Annotated in this window: 16 protein-coding genes; 12 read left to right on the top strand and 4 right to left on the bottom strand. The window is 72.2% G+C overall.

Features of this window, described 5'->3' with window-relative positions; translation table 11 throughout:
- Positions 1 to 84: 84 nt before the first annotated feature.
- The 5 genes from ACWGPE_RS13730 (at position 85) to ACWGPE_RS13710 (ending at position 7,488) form a co-directional block, all read left to right on the top strand.
- On the top strand, positions 85 to 3,144 hold the full coding sequence (locus tag ACWGPE_RS13730; protein WP_452048910.1) for an FtsK/SpoIIIE domain-containing protein: 3,060 nt from the start codon (positions 85 to 87) through the stop codon (positions 3,142 to 3,144).
- A 118-nt stretch (positions 3,145 to 3,262) separates the two neighbouring features.
- Positions 3,263 to 4,477 (top strand): polyamine ABC transporter substrate-binding protein, encoded by a 1,215-nt coding sequence (locus ACWGPE_RS13725; RefSeq protein WP_231431457.1) that lies wholly within the window; start codon positions 3,263 to 3,265, stop codon positions 4,475 to 4,477.
- A gap of 2 nt (positions 4,478 to 4,479) precedes the next feature.
- The gene (locus ACWGPE_RS13720; RefSeq protein WP_231431456.1) at positions 4,480 to 5,676 is read left to right on the top strand and encodes an ABC transporter ATP-binding protein; all 1,197 of its coding nucleotides are present in this window, start codon (positions 4,480 to 4,482) and stop codon (positions 5,674 to 5,676) included.
- Position 5,677: 1 nt separating this feature from the next.
- Positions 5,678 to 6,589, top strand: a complete 912-nt coding sequence (locus tag ACWGPE_RS13715) for an ABC transporter permease (RefSeq protein ID WP_231431455.1) — start codon at positions 5,678 to 5,680, stop codon at positions 6,587 to 6,589.
- A gap of 116 nt (positions 6,590 to 6,705) precedes the next feature.
- Positions 6,706 to 7,488: an ABC transporter permease gene (locus ACWGPE_RS13710; RefSeq protein WP_231432360.1), complete on the top strand. Its 783-nt coding sequence runs from the start codon at positions 6,706 to 6,708 to the stop codon at positions 7,486 to 7,488.
- Between the two features lie 118 nt (positions 7,489 to 7,606).
- On the opposite strand, the gene ACWGPE_RS13705 is transcribed toward ACWGPE_RS13710, so the two are convergent.
- Positions 7,607 to 8,596 carry an asparaginase gene (locus tag ACWGPE_RS13705; RefSeq protein ID WP_452048909.1) on the bottom strand — a complete coding sequence of 330 codons (990 nt, stop codon included), beginning with the start codon at positions 8,594 to 8,596 and terminating at the stop codon, positions 7,607 to 7,609.
- Between the two features lie 4 nt (positions 8,597 to 8,600).
- A complete protein-coding gene (gene gabT, locus ACWGPE_RS13700; RefSeq protein ID WP_376931109.1) occupies positions 8,601 to 9,977 on the bottom strand; it encodes a 4-aminobutyrate--2-oxoglutarate transaminase in 1,377 nt (458 codons plus the stop codon).
- A 105-nt stretch (positions 9,978 to 10,082) separates the two neighbouring features.
- On the opposite strand from gabT, the gene ACWGPE_RS13695 reads away from it, so the two are divergent.
- On the top strand, positions 10,083 to 10,559 hold the full coding sequence (locus tag ACWGPE_RS13695; RefSeq protein WP_452048908.1) for an OsmC family protein: 477 nt from the start codon (positions 10,083 to 10,085) through the stop codon (positions 10,557 to 10,559).
- Between the two features lie 77 nt (positions 10,560 to 10,636).
- On the opposite strand, the gene ACWGPE_RS13690 is transcribed toward ACWGPE_RS13695, so the two are convergent.
- Together ACWGPE_RS13690 and ACWGPE_RS13685 are read right to left on the bottom strand one after the other, a co-directional pair.
- A complete protein-coding gene (locus tag ACWGPE_RS13690; RefSeq protein ID WP_452048907.1) occupies positions 10,637 to 11,626 on the bottom strand; it encodes a hypothetical protein in 990 nt (329 codons plus the stop codon).
- Positions 11,627 to 11,672: 46 nt separating this feature from the next.
- On the bottom strand, positions 11,673 to 12,422 hold the full coding sequence (locus ACWGPE_RS13685) for a lysophospholipid acyltransferase family protein (protein ID WP_275506671.1): 750 nt from the start codon (positions 12,420 to 12,422) through the stop codon (positions 11,673 to 11,675).
- Between the two features lie 82 nt (positions 12,423 to 12,504).
- On the opposite strand from ACWGPE_RS13685, the gene ACWGPE_RS13680 reads away from it, so the two are divergent.
- The 6 genes from ACWGPE_RS13680 to ACWGPE_RS13655 all read left to right on the top strand — a co-directional run bounded on the left by ACWGPE_RS13680 (position 12,505) and on the right by ACWGPE_RS13655 (position 18,104).
- Positions 12,505 to 13,143, top strand: coding sequence for a 4'-phosphopantetheinyl transferase family protein (locus ACWGPE_RS13680; protein WP_231431449.1), 639 nt, complete (start codon positions 12,505 to 12,507; stop codon positions 13,141 to 13,143).
- Positions 13,144 to 13,212: 69 nt separating this feature from the next.
- Positions 13,213 to 14,304 (top strand): 1-deoxy-D-xylulose-5-phosphate reductoisomerase, encoded by a 1,092-nt coding sequence (gene dxr, locus ACWGPE_RS13675; RefSeq protein WP_452048906.1) that lies wholly within the window; start codon positions 13,213 to 13,215, stop codon positions 14,302 to 14,304.
- A gap of 45 nt (positions 14,305 to 14,349) precedes the next feature.
- The gene (locus ACWGPE_RS13670; RefSeq protein ID WP_376931108.1) at positions 14,350 to 15,675 is read left to right on the top strand and encodes a M50 family metallopeptidase; all 1,326 of its coding nucleotides are present in this window, start codon (positions 14,350 to 14,352) and stop codon (positions 15,673 to 15,675) included.
- Between the two features lie 103 nt (positions 15,676 to 15,778).
- Positions 15,779 to 16,969, top strand: coding sequence for a sensor histidine kinase (locus ACWGPE_RS13665; RefSeq protein ID WP_452048905.1), 1,191 nt, complete (start codon positions 15,779 to 15,781; stop codon positions 16,967 to 16,969).
- Positions 16,966 to 17,631: a response regulator gene (locus ACWGPE_RS13660; protein WP_231431445.1), complete on the top strand. Its 666-nt coding sequence runs from the start codon at positions 16,966 to 16,968 to the stop codon at positions 17,629 to 17,631. The genes ACWGPE_RS13665 and ACWGPE_RS13660 overlap by 4 nt, the downstream gene beginning before the upstream one ends.
- A 167-nt stretch (positions 17,632 to 17,798) precedes the next feature.
- Entirely contained in the window at positions 17,799 to 18,104 is a 306-nt protein-coding gene (locus tag ACWGPE_RS13655) for an SHOCT domain-containing protein (protein ID WP_231431444.1), read from the top strand.
- Positions 18,105 to 18,136 lie beyond the last annotated feature (32 nt).

Raw genomic sequence — 18,136 nt, 5'->3', positions numbered from 1 at the left:
TCCACAGTCGCGTCGCGGCCGGATCGGTGCACGGCGGGCGGCGGACGCACGACGACCGGGGTGCACGGATGTTCGGATGACCGGGTGGACCAGACCGAGCTCGCCGAACCCGTCGTGCATCTGCCGCTGAGCCTGCCGCCGGCGCCGGCCGAGCCGGAGCGACCCGGCTTCCCGATGCTCGCGGCGGTCGCGCCCGTCGCCGGGGCCATCGCGCTGTGGGCGGTCACCGGGTCGATGTACTCGCTCATGTTCGCGGCGCTGGGGCCGCTGGTGGCGGTCGCCTCGGTGCTCGACGCTCGTCGGCAGGTCCGCCGTCGCCGGCGCCGTGCGGAGCTCGAACGTGCTGGGCTGCTCGCGTCGCTCGAGGCGGAGATCCACGCCCGTCACGATGAGGAGCGCCGTGCGGCCTGGCGGGCGACCCCATCGGCTGCCGCACTGGTCGAGCGCGCGGTCCGGCCTGCCTGGGCAGGCGAGCGCCCGGGGCCGGTCGTCGTCGGCGTCGGCGCCGTGCGCAGCGCGGTCCGCGTCGACGGCGTGGTCGCCGATGCCCGCGACCGCGCCGTGCTCGAAGCGGCTGCCCGGCTCGGCGGCGCACCGGTGGTGGTCGACGCGTCGCAGGGCATCGCGTTCGTCGGGTCGCCCGGACTCGCGCGGGCGGCTGCCCGCGCCGCCCTCGTGTCGTGCGCGCACCACGCCGATCCGCGCACGGTGGAGCTCGACCTCCCCGACGCGCCCGAGTGGGCGTGGGCCGCTCGACTGCCGCACGCGGGCGACGGCGGCGACCGGGACCGCTCGGTGCGGCATGCGGTGCGCGTCGGCGCACCGGCCTCCGGGCGCGCGGCGGGTCCGATCCGCGTCGTCGACCAGGTGGCCGATCCCGAACAGGCGAAGCGCGTCGGTGCGCCGGCCGCGGCGCGCATCGTGATCGCGAGCGACGTCGGGTCGATTCCGCCGGGCCTCGGAGCCGTCGTGCGGCTGCTGGGCCCGGGGCGCGCCCGCCTCGAGACGACGACGGGCGCCGCGCCGGCGACGATCGAGCCCGTGCTCGTGTCGCGCGCGGCGGCGCGCGGGTGGAGCGAGTCGGCCGCCGCGCTCGCCGAGCGGATCGCAGGTCCGCAGGCGTCGCTGCTGCCCAGTCGCGTCGCGCTCACCGAGTTGCCTGCGCCGGCAGCCGGTCGCAGAGGCGTCGAGCGTGCGAGCCTGGCCGTCGCGGTCGGGTGCACGGCGACCGGCCCGCTCGAGCTCGACCTCGTGCGGCACGGCCCGCATGCACTCGTCGGCGGGACGACCGGCAGCGGCAAGAGCGAGTTCCTGCTCGCCTGGCTCACCGCGCTCGCGCGCGCGTACGCGCCGGATGAGGTGTCGTTCCTGCTCGTCGACTTCAAGGGCGGCGCCGCGTTCGAGCCGATCCGCGAGCTGCCGCATGTGACCGGTGTGGTCACGGACCTGGACGGTGCGGAGGCGCGCCGCGCCGTCGAGAGCCTGCGCGCGGAGCTGCGCCATCGTGAGTCGGTGCTCGCCGACGCCGGAGCGCGCGACGTGCGCGAACTGGCCGACGCGGTCGATCTCCCGAGGCTCGTGATCGTCGTGGACGAGTTCCAGGCGATGATCGAGCAGTTCGGGGAGCTCGGCGCGGTCGTCGCCGACATCGCGGGGCGGGGACGCTCGCTCGGCGTGCACCTCGTGCTCGCCTCGCAGCGACCGAACGGCGTCGTGCGCGAGCAGATCACGGCGAACTGCGCGATCCGGGTATCGCTCCGAGTCATGCAGCGATCCGACAGCCTCGCGGTCGTCGGCACCGAGGCCGCGGCCGCGATCCCGCCCGACGCGCCAGGTCGTGGCGTCATCGATCGGGGCGACGGCGACGCCATGCTGTTCCAGTCGGCCGTCGCCGACCAGGCCGCCGTGCTCGGGGCGAAGGTCGCCGCCGCGGGCCTCGGCAGGGCGCGCCGCCCGTGGCTCGATCCGCTCCCGGCGGTGATCACGAGCGAGGAGCTCGCAGCGTTCACCGCCTCGATCGCAGGCCGATCCGCGGCGGGAGGCTCAGAGGCCGGACTCGTCTTCGGCATCGTCGACGAACCCGATCGGCAGCGGCGCGGTGCTGCCGAGTGGCGCGCGGGGTCCGACGGGCACCTGCTCGTCGCCGGGACGCCCGGCAGCGGGCGGTCGAGCGTGCTCGCCTCGCTCGGCGAATCAGCGACGCGGCGTAGCGGTCCCGGGTCGGTCGTCCGATTGACCGGCGCCCGCAGCCAGGTGTGGGACACGCTCGAGTCGCTCGAGCATGCGATCGCCGCGCACTCGGCAGTCCGGTTGCCGCAACTCGTGATCATCGACGACCTCGATCGGCGATTCCGCACCTGGCCCGACGACTACCGCGCGCTCGCCCTCGAGCGAATCGGCCGTCTCGCGCGAGAGGGCCGCGGCCGCGGCGTCGCGGTGGTCGCGTCGGTCGTGCAATGGCTCGGCGTCCCGCACGAGCTGCGCGATGCGTTCGGCGCGCGCCTGCTCCTGCGCCAGCCCACGAAGGCCGACCTGCTGCAGGCGGGGGGAGTGGGGGAGCTGTGGCGGGCCGACGACGTCCCCGGGGCGGGGCAGTGGCGCGGTCATCGCGTGCAGTGCGCCCTGCCTGCGGCCGCATCGGCCGCGGCCGGCCCTCGTCCCGTCGACCCTCGCCCGGACGCTCACGAGTTCGGGGTCTCGCCCGCCGGTGCGGCGCCACCCGTCGAACTCGCCGAGGGCGGTCGGTACGCCGTCGTGACGGTCGACCCCGCCGGCGACGCCGAGCGGTTCGGAGCGCTCGGCGCGATCGTCGTCCCGGTGGTGCCGGGCTCGCCTGTCGCGCCGGTCGACGTGGGCCCGGCGACCGCGACGTCCGCGACGCCCACGGTCTTCGTGGGTAGTGCCGACGGGTGGTCCGCGAACTGGTCGCTGGCCGCCCCCGTCCGCGAGCGGGCGGTCGTGCTCGTCCGAGGCGGGGCGACCGAGTACCGCGCGCTCGTGACCGAGCGGGGCCTGCCGCCGCTTCTCGACGACGGCGCCGGGCAGGGGTGGATGCGACCGCCGGGCGGCCCTGCACGTCGGATCAGTTGGCCTGCAGGCGGGTCGGCAACCGAATCCGCTGTCCCGGACGCGATCCGGAACTGATTCCGTGCAGAACGTTCTCAGAAATTAACGATTCGGACACCATGTACTGCACAACCGGTGCACCCTGTGTCAGGATCATCCCACCCCGTATGCGCTTGCCACCGAAATGGAGTCCCCCGTGAGCTCTCGGCCCCTGCCTCAAGACCCGATGATCCGTGCACTGATCGCGAAGGCGCGCCAGTCGCAGCTGAATCGCCGAACCCTCCTCGCCGGCGCCGGCGCCGGCGCGACCGCCCTCGCGCTCGCCGCCTGCTCGACCGGCGGCGGCAAGGCGAAGCCGACTCCCGCCGCCGACAAGTCGGAGACGGACAAGACCCTCAACTGGGCCAACTGGGCCGCGTACATCGACGAAGACGACGCGGGCAACTACCCGACGCTCCAGGCGTTCACCGAGCAGACGGGCATCGAGGTCAACTACGACGTCGCCGTCGACGACAACAACACCTACTACGGCAAGGTGAAGGACCAGCTCGCGCTCGGCCAGGACATCGACGCCGACCTCGCGGTGCTCACCGACTGGATGGCCGCCCGATGGATCCGCCTCGGCTACACCCAGGCGCTCGACCATGCGAACATCCCGAACCTCGCGAACCTCAACCCGGCGCTCCGCGACCCCGACTTCGACAAGGGCCGCGAGTTCACCGTGCCCTGGCAGGGCGGCTTCGCCGGCATCGCCTGGAACAAGGAGGCGATCCCCGGCGGGCTCACGAGCGTGTCCGACCTGTGGGACCCGTCGCTCAAGGGCCGCATCGGCGTGCTCTCCGAGATGCGCGACACGATGGGGTGCATCATGCTCGAGAACGGCACCGACATCGCCGGCGACTGGGGCGACGACGAGTACACCGCCGCCATCGAGATCCTGCGCGAGCAGGTCGAGAACGGCCAGGTCCGCAACATCAAGGGCAACTCGTACCTCGAGGACCTGAAGAGCGAGGACACCCTCGCCGCCATCGTGTGGTCGGGCGACATCACCGTGATCAACGCCGAGGCCGGCGACAAGTGGGAGTTCGCCCTCCCGTCGGCCGGCGGCACGCTGTGGAACGACAACTTCCTCGTGCCGATCGGGTCGCCCCGCAAGACGAACGCCGAGACGCTCATCAACTACTACTACGAGCCCGAGGTCGCCGCCGAGGTCGCCGCGTGGGTGAACTACATCACGCCGGTCGTCGGCGCGAAGGAGGCCGCCGCCGCGATCGACCCCGAACTCGCCGAGAACCAGCTCATCTTCCCGAACGAGGAGACGCTGCAGCAGGCGCACATCTTCCGCTCGCTGTCGGGTGCCGAGGAGCAGAAGTACCAGGCCGAGTTCCAGAGCATCCTGCTGGGGTCGTGACGATGGCGATCCGAGAATTCGCCGAACGCGGGGCCGACCTCGAACTCGTCGGCATCCAGAAGCGGTTCCCCGGCTTCACGGCCATCGAGAACCTCGACCTGAAGATCCCCGCCGGCTCGTTCTTCGCCCTGCTCGGTCCGTCGGGCTGCGGCAAGACGACGACGCTCCGACTCGTCGCCGGCCTCGAGGAGCCGACGCAGGGCCGCATCCTCATCGGCGGCAGCGATGTCACGAGCACGCGGGCGCACGAGCGCCCCGTGAACACGGTCTTCCAGAGCTACGCGCTCTTCCCGCACATGACGATCATCGAGAACGTCGCGTTCGGGCTCAAGCGCCGCAAGATCGCCGACCCGATGGCGAAGGCCCACGAAGCGCTGAAGCTCGTCGAGCTCGATCACATCGCGCAACGCAAGCCCCAGCAGCTCTCGGGCGGTCAGCAGCAGCGCGTCGCGCTCGCCCGTGCGATCGTGAACCGCCCGGCGCTGTTGCTGCTCGACGAGCCGCTCGGCGCACTCGACCTCAAGCTGCGCCGCCAGATGCAGCTCGAGCTCAAGGCCATTCAGGAGGAGGTGGGCCTCACCTTCCTCCACGTGACCCACGACCAGGAGGAGGCCATGACCATGGCCGACACCGTCGCGGTCATGAACAAGGGCGCGATCGAGCAGATGGGCGCTCCCGAGGAGCTCTACGAACTGCCTCGCACGGCGTTCGTCGCGAACTTCCTCGGTCAGTCGAACCTGTTCACCGGCCAGGTCGTCTCGACGACCGCCGACGCGATCACCGTCGAGTCGGCCGGGGCGCGCATCGTCGTGCCCGCGGCTCGCGCGCAGCGCCATCAGGGCGAGGTCACGGTCGGCGTCCGGCCTGAGAAGGTCTCGCTGCACCGGGAGGCGCCCGCCGCCGACGCGAACCGCAACGTCCTCGCTCCCGGTCGTGTCGTGGACGTGTCGTTCTCGGGTGTGAGCACCCAGTACCTCGTCGAGATCCCGGGCCACGGCACGGTCATGGTGTTCGCCCAGAACATCGGCTTCGGGCCCGTCGCCGGTCTCGGCAGCGAGGTGTGGATCAGCTGGGCCGTCGAGCACGGCTTCGGCCTCGAAGACGGCCCCGACGAGACCCGCTTCCAGGACGACGCGTCGACGACCTCGCTCGCCGCGCTGCACCGCGAGGCGCTCGTCTCGGAGCTCGAGGAGCACTGACATGGCCTTCGCAGCGTTCTCGACCGCCGAGGCGCAGCCGCAGGCACAGCGAAAGCGCAGCCCCATCGCGCTGTTCCTGCTGCTGCCCGGCATCGCCTACCTGGTGCTGTTCTTCCTGACCCCGCTGGTCTCGCTCATCCTCACCTCGCTGCAGGCGCCGAGCGAGTTCGGCGACATCGGCGTCTACGACTACGCCTTCAACTGGCAGAACTACGTCGACGTCGTCACCCTGTACTGGCCGCACATCCTGCGTTCGTTCGGCTACGCGCTCGTCGCCACGATCGCGGCGCTCGTGATCAGCTACCCGCTGGCGTACTTCATCGGCGTCAAGGCGCGCCGCTGGCCGCTCCTGCAGAGCCTCATGCTCGTGCTCGTGATCGCCCCGTTCTTCATCAGCTTCCTGCTGCGCACGCTCGCATGGAAGCAGATCCTGTCGGACGAGTCGTTCATCATCACCTCGCTCAAGGCCCTGTCGCTGATGGCCCCCGACGCCCACTTCACGGGCACGCCGTTCGCCGTGATCTTCGGTCTGACGTACAACTTCATCCCGTTCATGACGCTGCCGCTGTACACCACGCTCGAGCGCCTCGACGTGCGGTACCTCGAGGCGGGCAGCGACCTGTACGCGAACCCGTTCCACGTGTTCCGCAAGGTCACCATCCCGCTGTCGATGCCCGGCATCGTCGCGGGCACGCTGCTCACCTTCATCCCCGCCGCGGGCGACTACGTGAACGCGAGCCGCGACTTCCTCGGCGGTCCAGACACCCAGATGATGGGCAACGTGATCGAGGCGAACTTCCTCGTGCTGCTCAACTATCCGGCAGCGGCGGCGTTGTCGATCATCCTCATGGCGGCGATCCTCGTGCTCGTCGGCATCTACGTGAAGCGCTCTGGGACGGAGGACCTGCTGTGAGCGGAGAAGTCCAGGCGGCCGCCGTCCTCGGCGGGCTCAGCGAGAACGAGCAGCTCGACGCGAACAAGCCGGCCGGCGGCCGGGTCCGCCCGCGCCGGCTCGGGCTCGGCGACTGGCTGCTGCCGGTCTACACGGTCATCGCCTTCGTGTTCCTGCTGATCCCGATCGCGTACACGTTCGTGTTCAGCTTCAACGACTCGATCAAGTCGAACATCTCGTGGCGCGGCTTCACCTTCGACAAGTGGATCAACGTCTGCAACGTCGAGGGCGGCGCGGTGTGCGAGGCCTTCGCGAACAGCATCGTGATCGGCCTCGTCGCGACGGTCGCCGCGACGGTGCTCGGCACGATGATCGCCATCGCGATCGTGCGCTACCGGTTCCGGGCACGCTCGGCGATCAGCCTGCTGCTGTTCCTGCCGATGGCGACCCCCGAGGTCGTGCTCGGTGCCGGCCTCGCCGCCCAGTTCCTCGCGGCCGGGGTGGCGAAGGACATGACGACGATCATCCTGGCGCACACGATGTTCTGCATCAGCTTCGTCGTGGTGACGGTGAAGGCCCGCGTGGCGAGCCTCGACCCGGCCCTCGAAGAGGCCGGTCGAGACCTCTACGGTTCGCCCGCACAGGTGTTCTGGCGGGTCACCTTCCCGCTCCTCATGCCGGGCATCGCGGCGGCCGCACTGCTGTCGTTCGCGCTGAGCTTCGACGACTTCATCATCACGAACTTCAACTCCGGTTCGGTGTCGACGTTCCCGAAGTACATCTACATCTCGGCGGCGCGCGGCATCCCTGCGGAGGCGAACGTCATCGCGTCGGCGGTGTTCATCATCGCCCTCGTGCTCGTGGTCGGCGCCCAGGTCTCCCGGGCGGCGCGCCAGAAGCGTCTCGCCAGGCTGGGCTGACGACCGGCTGCTGCGCCGCCGGTCGCCGGCGGCGCGGCAGCAACGAACGAGGGATGCCTCGGCGGGATGGATCCGGCCGAGGCATCCCTCGTTCGTCGTGCGCGCGGCGCGGCGCGGCTCAGACGGTCGCGCGGACCTCGCCGACGCGCCGCTCGCCGCCCATGACCCAGAGGTCGAGCTCGGTCTGCACGTCGTCGATCGCGGCGTCGTCGACCGCGCCCGCAGCGGCGAGCAGCCGCAGTGCGATGATCGTCGACGCGCGGTTCGAGCCGTCGAGCACCTTGACGGCGGTCGTCGTGCCGTCGGGGGCCGACATGATCATGACGCCCTCGGCGCCGAACTTCGCGAACACGCCGAGGCGCTCGATCGCGACCGTGTCGGGCTGGCCCGGGCCGGCCACGGCCCAGCCGTGCTCGCGCGCCGCGGCGGTGAGCGCCGCGGATTCGCGGTACAGCGCGAACGGCGATCCGGCCTGGGCGGTCGTGATCTTGTGGACCCCGCGGGCGAGCCCCGTGAGGCTCACCGCGTGCACGGGGGCTCCGCACCCGTCGATCGCGGTCGCAGCCGGCCGTTCGCCCGTGAGGCGTTCGAGCACGTCGAGGATGCGCTTCTGCAACGGATGCTCGGGGTCGAGGTAGCCGCCCGGCGGCCACTCGTTCGCCGCGCATGCCAGCAGCATGGCGGCGTGCTTGCCCGAACAGGTCATGTAGCCGCGACGCTTCGGCGAGCCGCGGCGGATGAGCTCGTCGCGGGCGACGCGGTCGCCCGGCATGGCGGGCGGGCAGCCGAGCGACGACTCGGGGATGCCGGCACGGGCGAGCAGACCCTCGACGAGGGCGACGTGCGCGGCCGTGCCGGAGTGGCTGGCCATCGCGATCGCCGCGTCCTCGCCGCGGAGCGTGACGCCCGACGTCATCACGGCGACGGCCTGGAACGGCTTCATCGCCGAGCGAGGGAAGACGGGGGTCGCGACGTCGCCGAGCGAGCGCACGACCTCGCCTTCTGGGGAGAGCACGACGGCGGAGCCGGCGTGCCGGGACTCGATGAAACCACTGCGTTCGACCACGGCGAGCTGGACGGAATCGGCGACGGAGAAGGTACCGGACACGGGCTCAGCCGAGGGCCGCGAGGCCGTCGTCGAGCACGCGCAGGCCGTCTTCGATGAGCTCGTCGCTCATGGCGAGGCTGGGCAGGAATCGCAGCACGTTGCCGTACGTGCCGGCGCTGAGGAACAGGACGCCCTGCTGCGCGGCGTAGGCGACGAGCGACGCGACCGCCTCGGGGTTCGGACGCTTCGACGTGTCGCGGGTGCCGGGCTCGACGAGCTCGATCGCGATCATCGCGCCCTTGCCGCGGATGTCGCCGATCGTGTCGTAGCGCTGCTGCAGCCGCTCGAGCCCCGACATGAGCGTCGCCTCGATGCGGCGGCCCTCGGCGAGCAGGTCGTTCTCCTCGATCGCCTCGAAGACCGCGATCGCCGCCGCGCACGCCACGGGGTTGCCGCCGAACGTGCCGCCGAGGCCGCCGGGGTGGGAGGCATCCATGATCTCGGCCCGGCCGGTGACCGCCGCGAGCGGGAGGCCGCCCGCGATGCCCTTCGCGCTGAGGACGAGGTCGGGCTCCCACCCGAAGTGCTCGCTCGCGTAGTAGCGGCCGGTGCGGGCCATGCCCGACTGGATCTCGTCGGCGATCATGACGACGCCGTGCTCGGTGCACCACGCCTGCAGCGTCGGCAGGAAGCCCTCGGCCGGCACCATGAATCCGCCTTCGCCCTGGATCGGTTCGACCACGAGGCAGGCGAGGTCGGCGGCGCCGACGACCTTCTCGAGATAGCCGATGGTGCGGGCGGCCGCGTCGGCGCCCGAGAGGCCGTCTCGGTAGGGGTACGAGCCCGGCGCGTGGTAGACGTCGCCGGCGAAGGGGCCGAAGCCCGCACCGTACGGCATGGCCTTGTAGTTCATCGCCATCGTGAGGTTCGTTCGGCCGTGGTACGCGTGGTCGAGCACCGCGACGGCGCGGCGACCGGTGTGCTTGCGGGCGATCTTCACGCCGTTCTCGACGGCCTCGGCGCCCGAGTTCACGAGCACCGACTTCTTCGCCCAGTTGCCGGGCGTGTGCTCGGCCAGCAGCTCGGCCACGCGCACGTACTCCTCGTAGGGCGTGACGGTGAAGAGCGTGTGGATGACGTCCTGCAGCTGTGCGGCGGCCGCGGCGACGACGCGCTCCTCCGTGTGGCCGATCGTCGTGACGCCGATGCCGGCGCCGAAGTCGAGGAACCGGTTGCCGTCGACGTCGACGAGGATCGCGCCGTTCGCACGCTCGATGAAGACGGGCAGTGCGCTCGACACGCCGGCCGAGACGACGTTCGCGCGACGGGCCTGCAGCTCCTGCGACTTGGGGCCGGGAACGGCGGTGACGATCTTGCGCTCCTGCGGCACGGTGTACACCGGCGCGGCTGCGGTCTGGGCGGGCATCTGGGAGTCAGTCATGGTGCCTCCACCATATCGCCGCAGGCCCCCGCGCTTCGAGGCCGGGAGCGGTCGGGACCGCCGGTGGAGGCGGCAGAATCGGAGGAGGAGTCGGGAGGAGACGGCATGCTCGGGCGGCACGAGTACGAGGTCGAGGTCGAGTGGCAGGGCGACCGCGGCACGGGCACCAGCGGGTACCGCGCGTACAGCAGGCGCCACGTGGTCCGGGTCGCGGGCAAGGAGCACGAGATCGCGGGGTCGAGCGATCGGGTGTTCCACGGCGATGCCGAACGCTGGAACCCCGAGGATCTCCTCATCGCGGCGCTCAGCCAGTGCCACATGCTCTCGTACCTGCACGTCGCGACCAACCACGGCGTCGTCGTGCGCGGCTATGCCGACGTCGCGGCTGGGGTCATGCAGGAGGACGGCCGCGGTGGCGGCCGGTTCACCGAGGTCGTCCTGCGGCCACGGGTCGTGGTGGCGGATGCCTCGATGCGCGAGCTCGCGCTCGAGCTGCACGCCGAGGCATCCGAGAAGTGCTTCATCGCCGCCTCGGTCGCGTTCCCGGTGCGGCACGAGCCGACCGTCGTCGTCGCCGGCTGAGCCGCGGCCGTGCGGTGGCCGGGCGCCCCCCGCGGCGCCCCCGCGCGCGACCCGCGGCGCGCCCGAGGCCGGCGCGGTCAGGCGCCGGGGCCGCCGGAGGCGGGTCGCGCGGGCAGCGTGGGACCGGGCGGGCACGTGTGACCGCCGACCAGTCGCGTGCACTCCGGCAGGAAGCCGGGATAGCGCTCGGCCTCGGGGTCGCCGAACCAGCGGTGCCAGAGACGCCAGAAGTTGAGGTTGCCGAACGCCGAGCAGTCATCGCCCGCCTCGGGATCGGCGAGGGTCGTGTCGCTCGGCTGGTAGGGCGTGTAGTTGTAGAGGTTGGCGGTCGCCTGGTTGCGGATCGCGACCTTCGCCGCACCGCAGGCCGCGTCGGGATTGAACGCGACGCGGACGTTGCCGATGCGGTACTGGCGCTTCGGCTCCTCGGTGTACTGCCGGAACTGCCACGCCGCGTTGTACACCTGGTTGAAGAACCCGAAGTACTCCTGGTCGCAGTCCGCGGTGTCGGGACAGCCGTACCCGGTCGCCCGCAGGTACCCGTCGGCGCTCGGACGGGTGAGCAGCGACTGCTCCTTCTGCAGCAGCACGAGCAGTGTGCGCGGGCTGATGCCGCACGCCCGCGCGGCCTTCGCGATGATCGCCGACGCGCGCTCGCGATACTCGCCCTCGTAGGCGGCGCAGTGCTCGCCGCCCACGGCGGGCTGCGTCGTGGTCGTCTGCCGGTAGTCGGCGAGGCACGGCACATCGCCGTCGGGGCGGCAGTCGATGCCCTCGAGGAAGGCCTGGATCTCACCCGCCGACATCGCTGCGCTGTCGTAGAACGCGTCGTCGCTGACGATGAAGCCGGGGTCGAACCCGGTCGTCGCGTCGGGGATCGCGAACTCGGGTGTCGGCGTCGCACGGTTCGCCGCGCCGCCCTCCCACGTCGCGTCCCGACCGTCGGGCGGGGCGCACGCCGCGAGCCCGACCACGGCGAACAGGGCCGCGGCCGCGAGCCCGGCGGCGCGCACGATGCGCGTGCGCGCGGCGGTGCGGGCACGGGCGACGGGCTTCGCGGAGGTCACCGGAGCGACGATACCGGGTGCGTGCGCGGCCGGGCTGGGAATCGCGTCAGATCCGCTCGCGCGGCACGACCTTGTCGGCGAGCTTCGCCAACGCGCCCTGCGGCGGGGCCTCGTTGTAGACGCCCGCGAGCTCCTGGCCGCTGAGCGCGTGGATCGCGGCCATGATCTCGTCGGTCGCCGCGCGTCGGGCGCGCCCGCTCGTGGCGGCGCCGTGGCGGGAGACGTCGATGGGTTCGCCGAACCGCACGGTGACGGGACGCACCCGGGGGAACTTGGCGCCGACCGGCTGGATCTCCTGCGTGCCGATGAGCCCGACGGGCACCACCGTGGCGCCCGTCATGAGCGCGAGCCACGCGACGCCCGTGCGGCCGCGGTACAGGCGGCCGTCGAGCGATCGCGTGCCCTCGGGGTAGAGGGCGAAGGCGTTGCCGCCCTCGAGGATGCCGCGGCCCGCGTCGAGCGCCTCCTGCGCCTGCGATCCGGCGCCGCGCTCGACCGGCACTGCGCCGATCGCGCCGAAGAAGGTGCGCGAGAGCCAGCCCGAGAACCCGGTGCCGGTGAAGTACGTCGACTTCGCGAGGAACTGCACGGGTCGCGGCGATGCGAGCGGGATCACGATGCTGTCGACGAACGACAGATGGTTCGAGGCCAGGATCACCGGTCCGGTGGCGGGCACGTGCTCGGCGCCCGTGATCTTCGGGCGGTACACGAGCCGCACGAGCGGTTTCAGGATGCCTCGGAAGATGCGGTAGACCGGACCCTGTCGCACCTGCTTGATCGACGGAGCACTCACCATCCGACCATACGAGCCGCGATATGCGACCGGCGGCATATTGCCCCGGCGGTGCGGAAAGCCGGACATGCGGGAGAATCGGGGCATGGAAGCGATCGGCGACGACGAGCTCATCGAGCTCGCGGGCGGCGACACGCGCGTGCTGGTGGCCACGCGGGGCCGCCGCGGGCCGGCCGCCGATGCGGTGCTGCGCCGGCTGGTGGCGCACGGATCGGGCGTGCCGTCCGAGGACGTCGAGCTCGTGCACGCGTGCGAGGTCTGCGGCAACCGGCACGGTCGGCCCTCGGTCGGGTACCCGACGACGCCGACCGGAGCGCCGTGGTTCGTCGACGTGGGCGTGGCCGGCGAGGTCGTCGTCGCCGCAGCCGCCACGAGTCGCAGGGTCGGCGTCGGCATCGAGCCCGCGGGCGACAGCGTGCGCGAATCGGTCGACGAGGCCGCCCTCCATGCGAGCGAGCGCGCCGCGCTCGCGGCGCTCGACCCGGCCGAGCGGCCGCGGGCGCGGGCGCTCATCTGGGCGCGCAAGTCGGCGCTGCTGCGCGCGATGGGGCACACCGGCTTCATCGAGCCCTCGACGCTCGCGGTCACGATGCCGGGCGATGACGGCGGAATCGGTCGCATCGAGCGCACGGTGCCCGAGTTCGGGCCGGGCTGGCGCGGCGTCCGATTCCACGACCTGCCCGTCCCCGAGCCGGTGGTCGCGTCGGTCGCCGTACTCGTGTGACGGCCGGCCGTCGGTCACCGTCGTCGACGGCGCAGGTCCCGCGAGGCCGGCGCGCCGTAGGCTGTGCTCGTGCGCAGCGTCATCATCCTCGGGTCCTCGGGTTCCATCGGCGTCCAAGCCCTCGACGTCATCAGGGCGAACCCGCGCCGGTTCGAACTCGTCGGCCTCGGCGTCGGCTCGAACCGGGCGCTCCTCGCCGAACAGGCCGCGGAGTTCGGGGTCGAGCACACCGCCGTCGGCATCGACGAGGCCGTGCAGCTCGTGCGCGACGTCGACGCCGACGTCGTGCTCAACGGCATCACCGGGTCCGTCGGCCTCGGACCGACCCTCGCCGCGCTCGAACGCGGCGCCACACTCGCCCTCGCCAACAAGGAGTCGCTCATCGTCGGCGGCGACCTCGTCACCCGGCTCGCGAAGCCGGGGCAGATCGTTCCGGTCGACTCCGAGCACTCGGCGATCGCGCAGGCTCTGCGCTCGGGCACCGACGACGAGGTGCGCCGGCTCGTGCTCACGGCGTCGGGCGGCCCGTTCCGCGGCCGCCGCCGCGAGGACCTCGCCGGCGTCACGCCGGCGCAGGCGCTCGCGCACCCCACCTGGGACATGGGCCTCGTGATCACGACGAACTCGGCGACCCTCGTGAACAAGGGCCTCGAGGTCATCGAGGCGCACCTGCTGTTCGACGTCGACTACGACCGCATCGACGTCGTGGTGCACCCGCAGTCGATGATCCACTCGATGGTCGAGTTCGTCGACGGCTCGACGGTCGCGCAGGCCTCGCCGCCCGACATGCGCCTCCCGATCTCGCTCGGCCTCGACTGGCCGAACCGCGTCGCCGCCGCGGGCCGCCCGATCGACTGGACGCAGGCGCAGGCCTGGACGTTCGAGCCCCTCGACGAGGAGGCGTTCCCCGCGATCCGACTGGCCAAGCAGGTCGGTCGCGCCGGCGGCGAGTATCCGGCCGTCTTCAACGCGGCGAACGAGCAGGCGGTCGCGGCGTTCCACGCGGGCCGCATCGGCTTCCTCGACATCGTCGACACCGTGCGCGACGTGGTCGAGCACCACGAGGCGTCCGGCCCGGTGACCCTGGCGTCGCTCGCGGCCGCCGAGTCGGCGGCCCGGCGCGCCGCCGACGCGCGGATCGCCCGCTCAGCGGATCGATAGCGCTCGCCCAGCGCGCTCCGAGCCGCCCGCAGTACGCTGTCGACCGTGGATTCCGTGCTCGCGTTCGTCATCGGCGTCGCCATCATCGTCGTCGGCCTCGCCGTGTCGATCGGCCTGCACGAGATCGGGCACCTGGTGCCCGCGAAGCTCTTCGGGGTCAAGGTGACCCAGTACATGATCGGCTTCGGGCCGACGGTGTGGTCCCGACGCAAGGGCGAGACCGAGTACGGCGTGAAGGCCATCCCGCTCGGCGGCTACATCTCGATGATCGGCATGTTCCCGCCCGGCAGGAAGGGCGAGGTGAAGGCCGACTCGACGGGCTTCTTCCGGGGGCTCGTGCAGGACGCGCGCGACTCGAGCGCGGAGTCGATCACGCCGGGCGACGAGGATCGGGCGTTCTACCGGCTCCCGGTGTGGAAGCGCATCGTCGTGATGTTCGGCGGCCCGTTCATGAACCTCGTGCTCGCGACCGTGCTGTTCGGCGTGCTGCTCATGGGCTTCGGCGTGACGCAGGCCTCGACGACGGTCGGCACCGTCTCGGAGTGCGCACTGCCCGCGACGAGCGAGCGCCAGACGTGCGAGCCCGGTGATCCGAAGGCGCCGGGCGCCGCTGCCGGCATCGAGCCCGGCGACCGCATCGTCTCCGTCGCTGGCGAGCCGATCGACTCGTGGTCGGAGTCGACCGCGATCATCCGCGAGCACCCCGGCGACCCGGTCGCGCTCGTCGTCGAGCGCGACGGCGCCGAGGTCGCGCTCACCGTCACGCCCATGCTCAGCACCCAGTACGCGATCGGCGAGAACGGCCAGGTCGTGAAGGACGCTTCGGGCGAGCCGGTCACGGTCGACGTCGGGTTCGTCGGCATCGGCGCGGCATCCGAGACGGTGCAGCAGCCGATCACGGCCGTGCTGCCGGCCGTCGGCGACCAGATGAACGCCGTCGCCGGAGTCATCTTCAACCTGCCGCAGCGCATGGTCGACGTCGCACAGGCGGCGTTCGGCCCCGAGGAGCGCGACCCGAACGGGCCGATGTCGGTCGTCGGCGTCGGCCGAGTCGCCGGCGAGGTCGCCGCGCTCGACGACGTCGCCGTCGTCGACAAGGCGGCCTGGATGGTCGGCATCCTCGCCGCGCTGAACGTCATGCTCTTCGTGTTCAACATGATCCCGCTGCTCCCGCTCGACGGCGGGCACATCGCCGGGGCGCTCTGGGAGGGCATCAGGCGGGGCTTCGCGAAGCTGTTCCACCGACCGGATCCCGGGCCCGTCGACCTCGCCAAGCTCATGCCCGTGACACTCGCGGTCGTCGTCGTGTTCGGCGCGATGAGCGCGCTGCTCATCTACGCCGACATCGTGAAGCCGGTCTCGCTCTTCTGATGCCCGCGCGCGTCGAGCGGGCCGGCGCGTACTCCCGCGGGAGTACCCGATGAGCCGCCGCCGGGCAGACGCCGCCCGGCCGGGCCGGCGATACGATCGGGCCGTGCCCGATCCACGCAGCCCCGTCGAGACCTGGAACGGCCGTCCGCCGTGGGCGGGCGGCGAGCGCCGGCCGCCGGCCGGGTTCGTGCTCTGGGCACCCGTCGTCGTCAGCCTGCTCGTGCAGCTGCCCGCGGCGATCGGCATCGCGTTCTGGCTCCGGCTCGACGCGGGCACGGCCGCGCTGCAGATCGCCCTCGCCGTCATCGGGCCGTTCGCCCTGCTCGCCTCGCGGCGGTTCCCGGGTCCGACGGTCGCCGTCGTGACGCTCGCGGCGCTCGCCGACGTGCTGCTGACCCCCGATGCAGGGCCGCCCTACGCGGCCCTCGCGTTCGCCATCGTGCTCGGCGTCGCGCGCGGCGCCGTCGTCTGGGCCGCGGCCTCGGTCGTCACGGGCTGGGCCGCGGCGATCGCACTCGGCCCCGTGCTCGGCGTGTCGTGGCATCCGGCGCGGATCGCGATCACGACGCTCGCGCTCGCGGCGTGCTTCGGCATCGGCTGGTTCGCCCGGGCCCGCCGGGCACGCTTCGCCGCCATGCGCGCCGATGCGGCGAACCGCCGGCGCACCGCCGAGGAGCGGGAACGGGTGCGCATCGCCCGCGAGCTGCACGACGTGATCGGGCACGCCCTCTCGCAGATCAACGTGCAGGCGAGCGTGGGACTGCACCTCATGGACCGCGATGCCGAGCAGGCTCGCACCGCGCTCGCGAACATCAAGGAGACGTCGAAGACCGCGCTCGACGAGGTGCGGAGCGTGCTCGGCGTCATCCGCGACGGCGACGGCGGGGCGCCCCTCGTGCCGCAGGCCGAGCTGGCCGAGCTCCCGCGCCTCGTGCGCGGGCTCGCGTCGCCCGGATTCTCGGTCGCGCTCGACGACCGGCTCGACGCGCCGCCGGGGCGGGCCGTGCAGTTCGCCGCCTACCGCATCGTGCAGGAGGCGCTCACGAACGTCGTGCGGCACGCGGGCGCACGCCACGCGGACGTCGTGCTCGAGCGGGCGGACGACCTGCTCGTCGTGACGGTCGACGACGACGGGAGCGGACTCGGCGCCGCCGCGGACGAGGCCGGCGAAGGCCGCGGCATCCTCGGCATGCGCGAACGCGCCGCACTCCTCGGCGGCACCGTCGAACTCGGTCGCGGTCCGCTCGGCGGCACGCGGGTGCGTGCCGAACTGCCCTGGGGAGGCACCGCATGACGATCCGCGTCGCACTCGCCGACGACCAGGTGCTCGTGCGCGCCGGCTTCCGCGCGCTGCTCGACGCGGAGCCCGACCTCGACGTCGTCGGCGAGGCATCGACCGGCGAGGAGCTCCTCGGCCTCGTGCGCCGCGAACCCGTCGACGTCGTGCTCATGGACATCAGGATGCCGGGCGGCGACGGGCTGTGGGCCACCGAGCAGATCGCCGCGGACCCCGCCCTCGCAGGAGTGCACGTCGTGATCGTGACGACGTTCGAGCTCGACGAGTACGTCGCGCGGGCCGTACGAGCGGGGGCGAGCGGCTTCCTCGTGAAGGACACCGAGCCGGTCGACCTCATCCGTGCGGTTCGGGTGGTCGCAAGCGGGGAGGCGCTGCTCTCGCCGGGCGTGACCAAGCGGCTCCTCGCGCGCTTCGCGACCGGCCTGCGCGATGCCGACGAGGCATCCCTCTCGGTGCTCACCGAGCGCGAGCGCGAGGTGCTGCGCCTCGTCGGCCAGGGGCTCACGAACGACGAGATCGCCGAGCGGCTCGTGCTGAGCCCGCTGACCGCGAAGACCCACGTGTCGCGCATCATGCAGAAGCTGCACGCTCGCGACCGGGTGCAGCTCGTGGTCGTCGCGTACGAATCGGGCCTCGTCGCGCCCGGCTGGCAGGAGTAGCCGAGCCGCTCCGGCCCGGCAGCGGCGGGTCGTACCCCGCGGCGGCGCGGATGCTCCCGGGGGAGCAGTCGAAGTGCCTCCGCCGGGCGGATTCGCCGCGGCCCCGTGGTCGCGAGACTCGAATCGACGGTCGAGACGCGACCGCACGAATCAACCGGGAGCACCTCATGTTCACGACCCTCGCCGCCACCGCGGCCACCCACGCCGGCCCCTGGGCCGCCGGGTTCGGGTGGGTCTTCTTCCTCATCCCGATCTTCTGGATCCTCGTCATCGGGCTCATCGTCTTCCTCGTGAGCCGCAATCGCCGCCGCTACTGGGCCGAGGCCCAGGCGTCGGGCTACGGGCCGCCGTGGGCGCGCGGCGCCCGCACGGCCGAGCAGACGTTGGCCGAGCGATTCGCGCAGGGCGACATCGACGAGACCGAGTACCGCGCACGCCTCGAGGTGCTGCGCGCGAACCGGCCGAACGCCTGACGCCGAAGGACGACGCGGATGCCGCGGCCGAG

This window comes from Agromyces sp. NPDC055658 (genome assembly GCF_053618155.1).
The sequence above is the reverse complement of the archived record's forward strand: the minus strand, read 5'-3'. Positions and strand labels throughout refer to the sequence as shown.

Bases quoted from the DNA above. Each gene is read 5' to 3' on its own strand.
- ACWGPE_RS13685 (WP_275506671.1), bottom strand. From the start codon at position 12,422: ATGGTGAGTGCTCCGTCGATCAAGCAGGTGCGACAGGGTCCGGTCTAC.
- ACWGPE_RS13695 (WP_452048908.1), top strand. From the start codon at position 10,083: ATGCTCGGGCGGCACGAGTACGAGGTCGAGGTCGAGTGGCAGGGCGAC.
- gabT (WP_376931109.1), bottom strand. From the start codon at position 9,977: ATGACTGACTCCCAGATGCCCGCCCAGACCGCAGCCGCGCCGGTGTAC.
- ACWGPE_RS13720 (WP_231431456.1), top strand. From the start codon at position 4,480: ATGGCGATCCGAGAATTCGCCGAACGCGGGGCCGACCTCGAACTCGTC.
- ACWGPE_RS13655 (WP_231431444.1), top strand. From the start codon at position 17,799: ATGTTCACGACCCTCGCCGCCACCGCGGCCACCCACGCCGGCCCCTGG.
- ACWGPE_RS13660 (WP_231431445.1), top strand. From the start codon at position 16,966: ATGACGATCCGCGTCGCACTCGCCGACGACCAGGTGCTCGTGCGCGCC.
- ACWGPE_RS13715 (WP_231431455.1), top strand. From the start codon at position 5,678: ATGGCCTTCGCAGCGTTCTCGACCGCCGAGGCGCAGCCGCAGGCACAG.
- ACWGPE_RS13680 (WP_231431449.1), top strand. From the start codon at position 12,505: ATGGAAGCGATCGGCGACGACGAGCTCATCGAGCTCGCGGGCGGCGAC.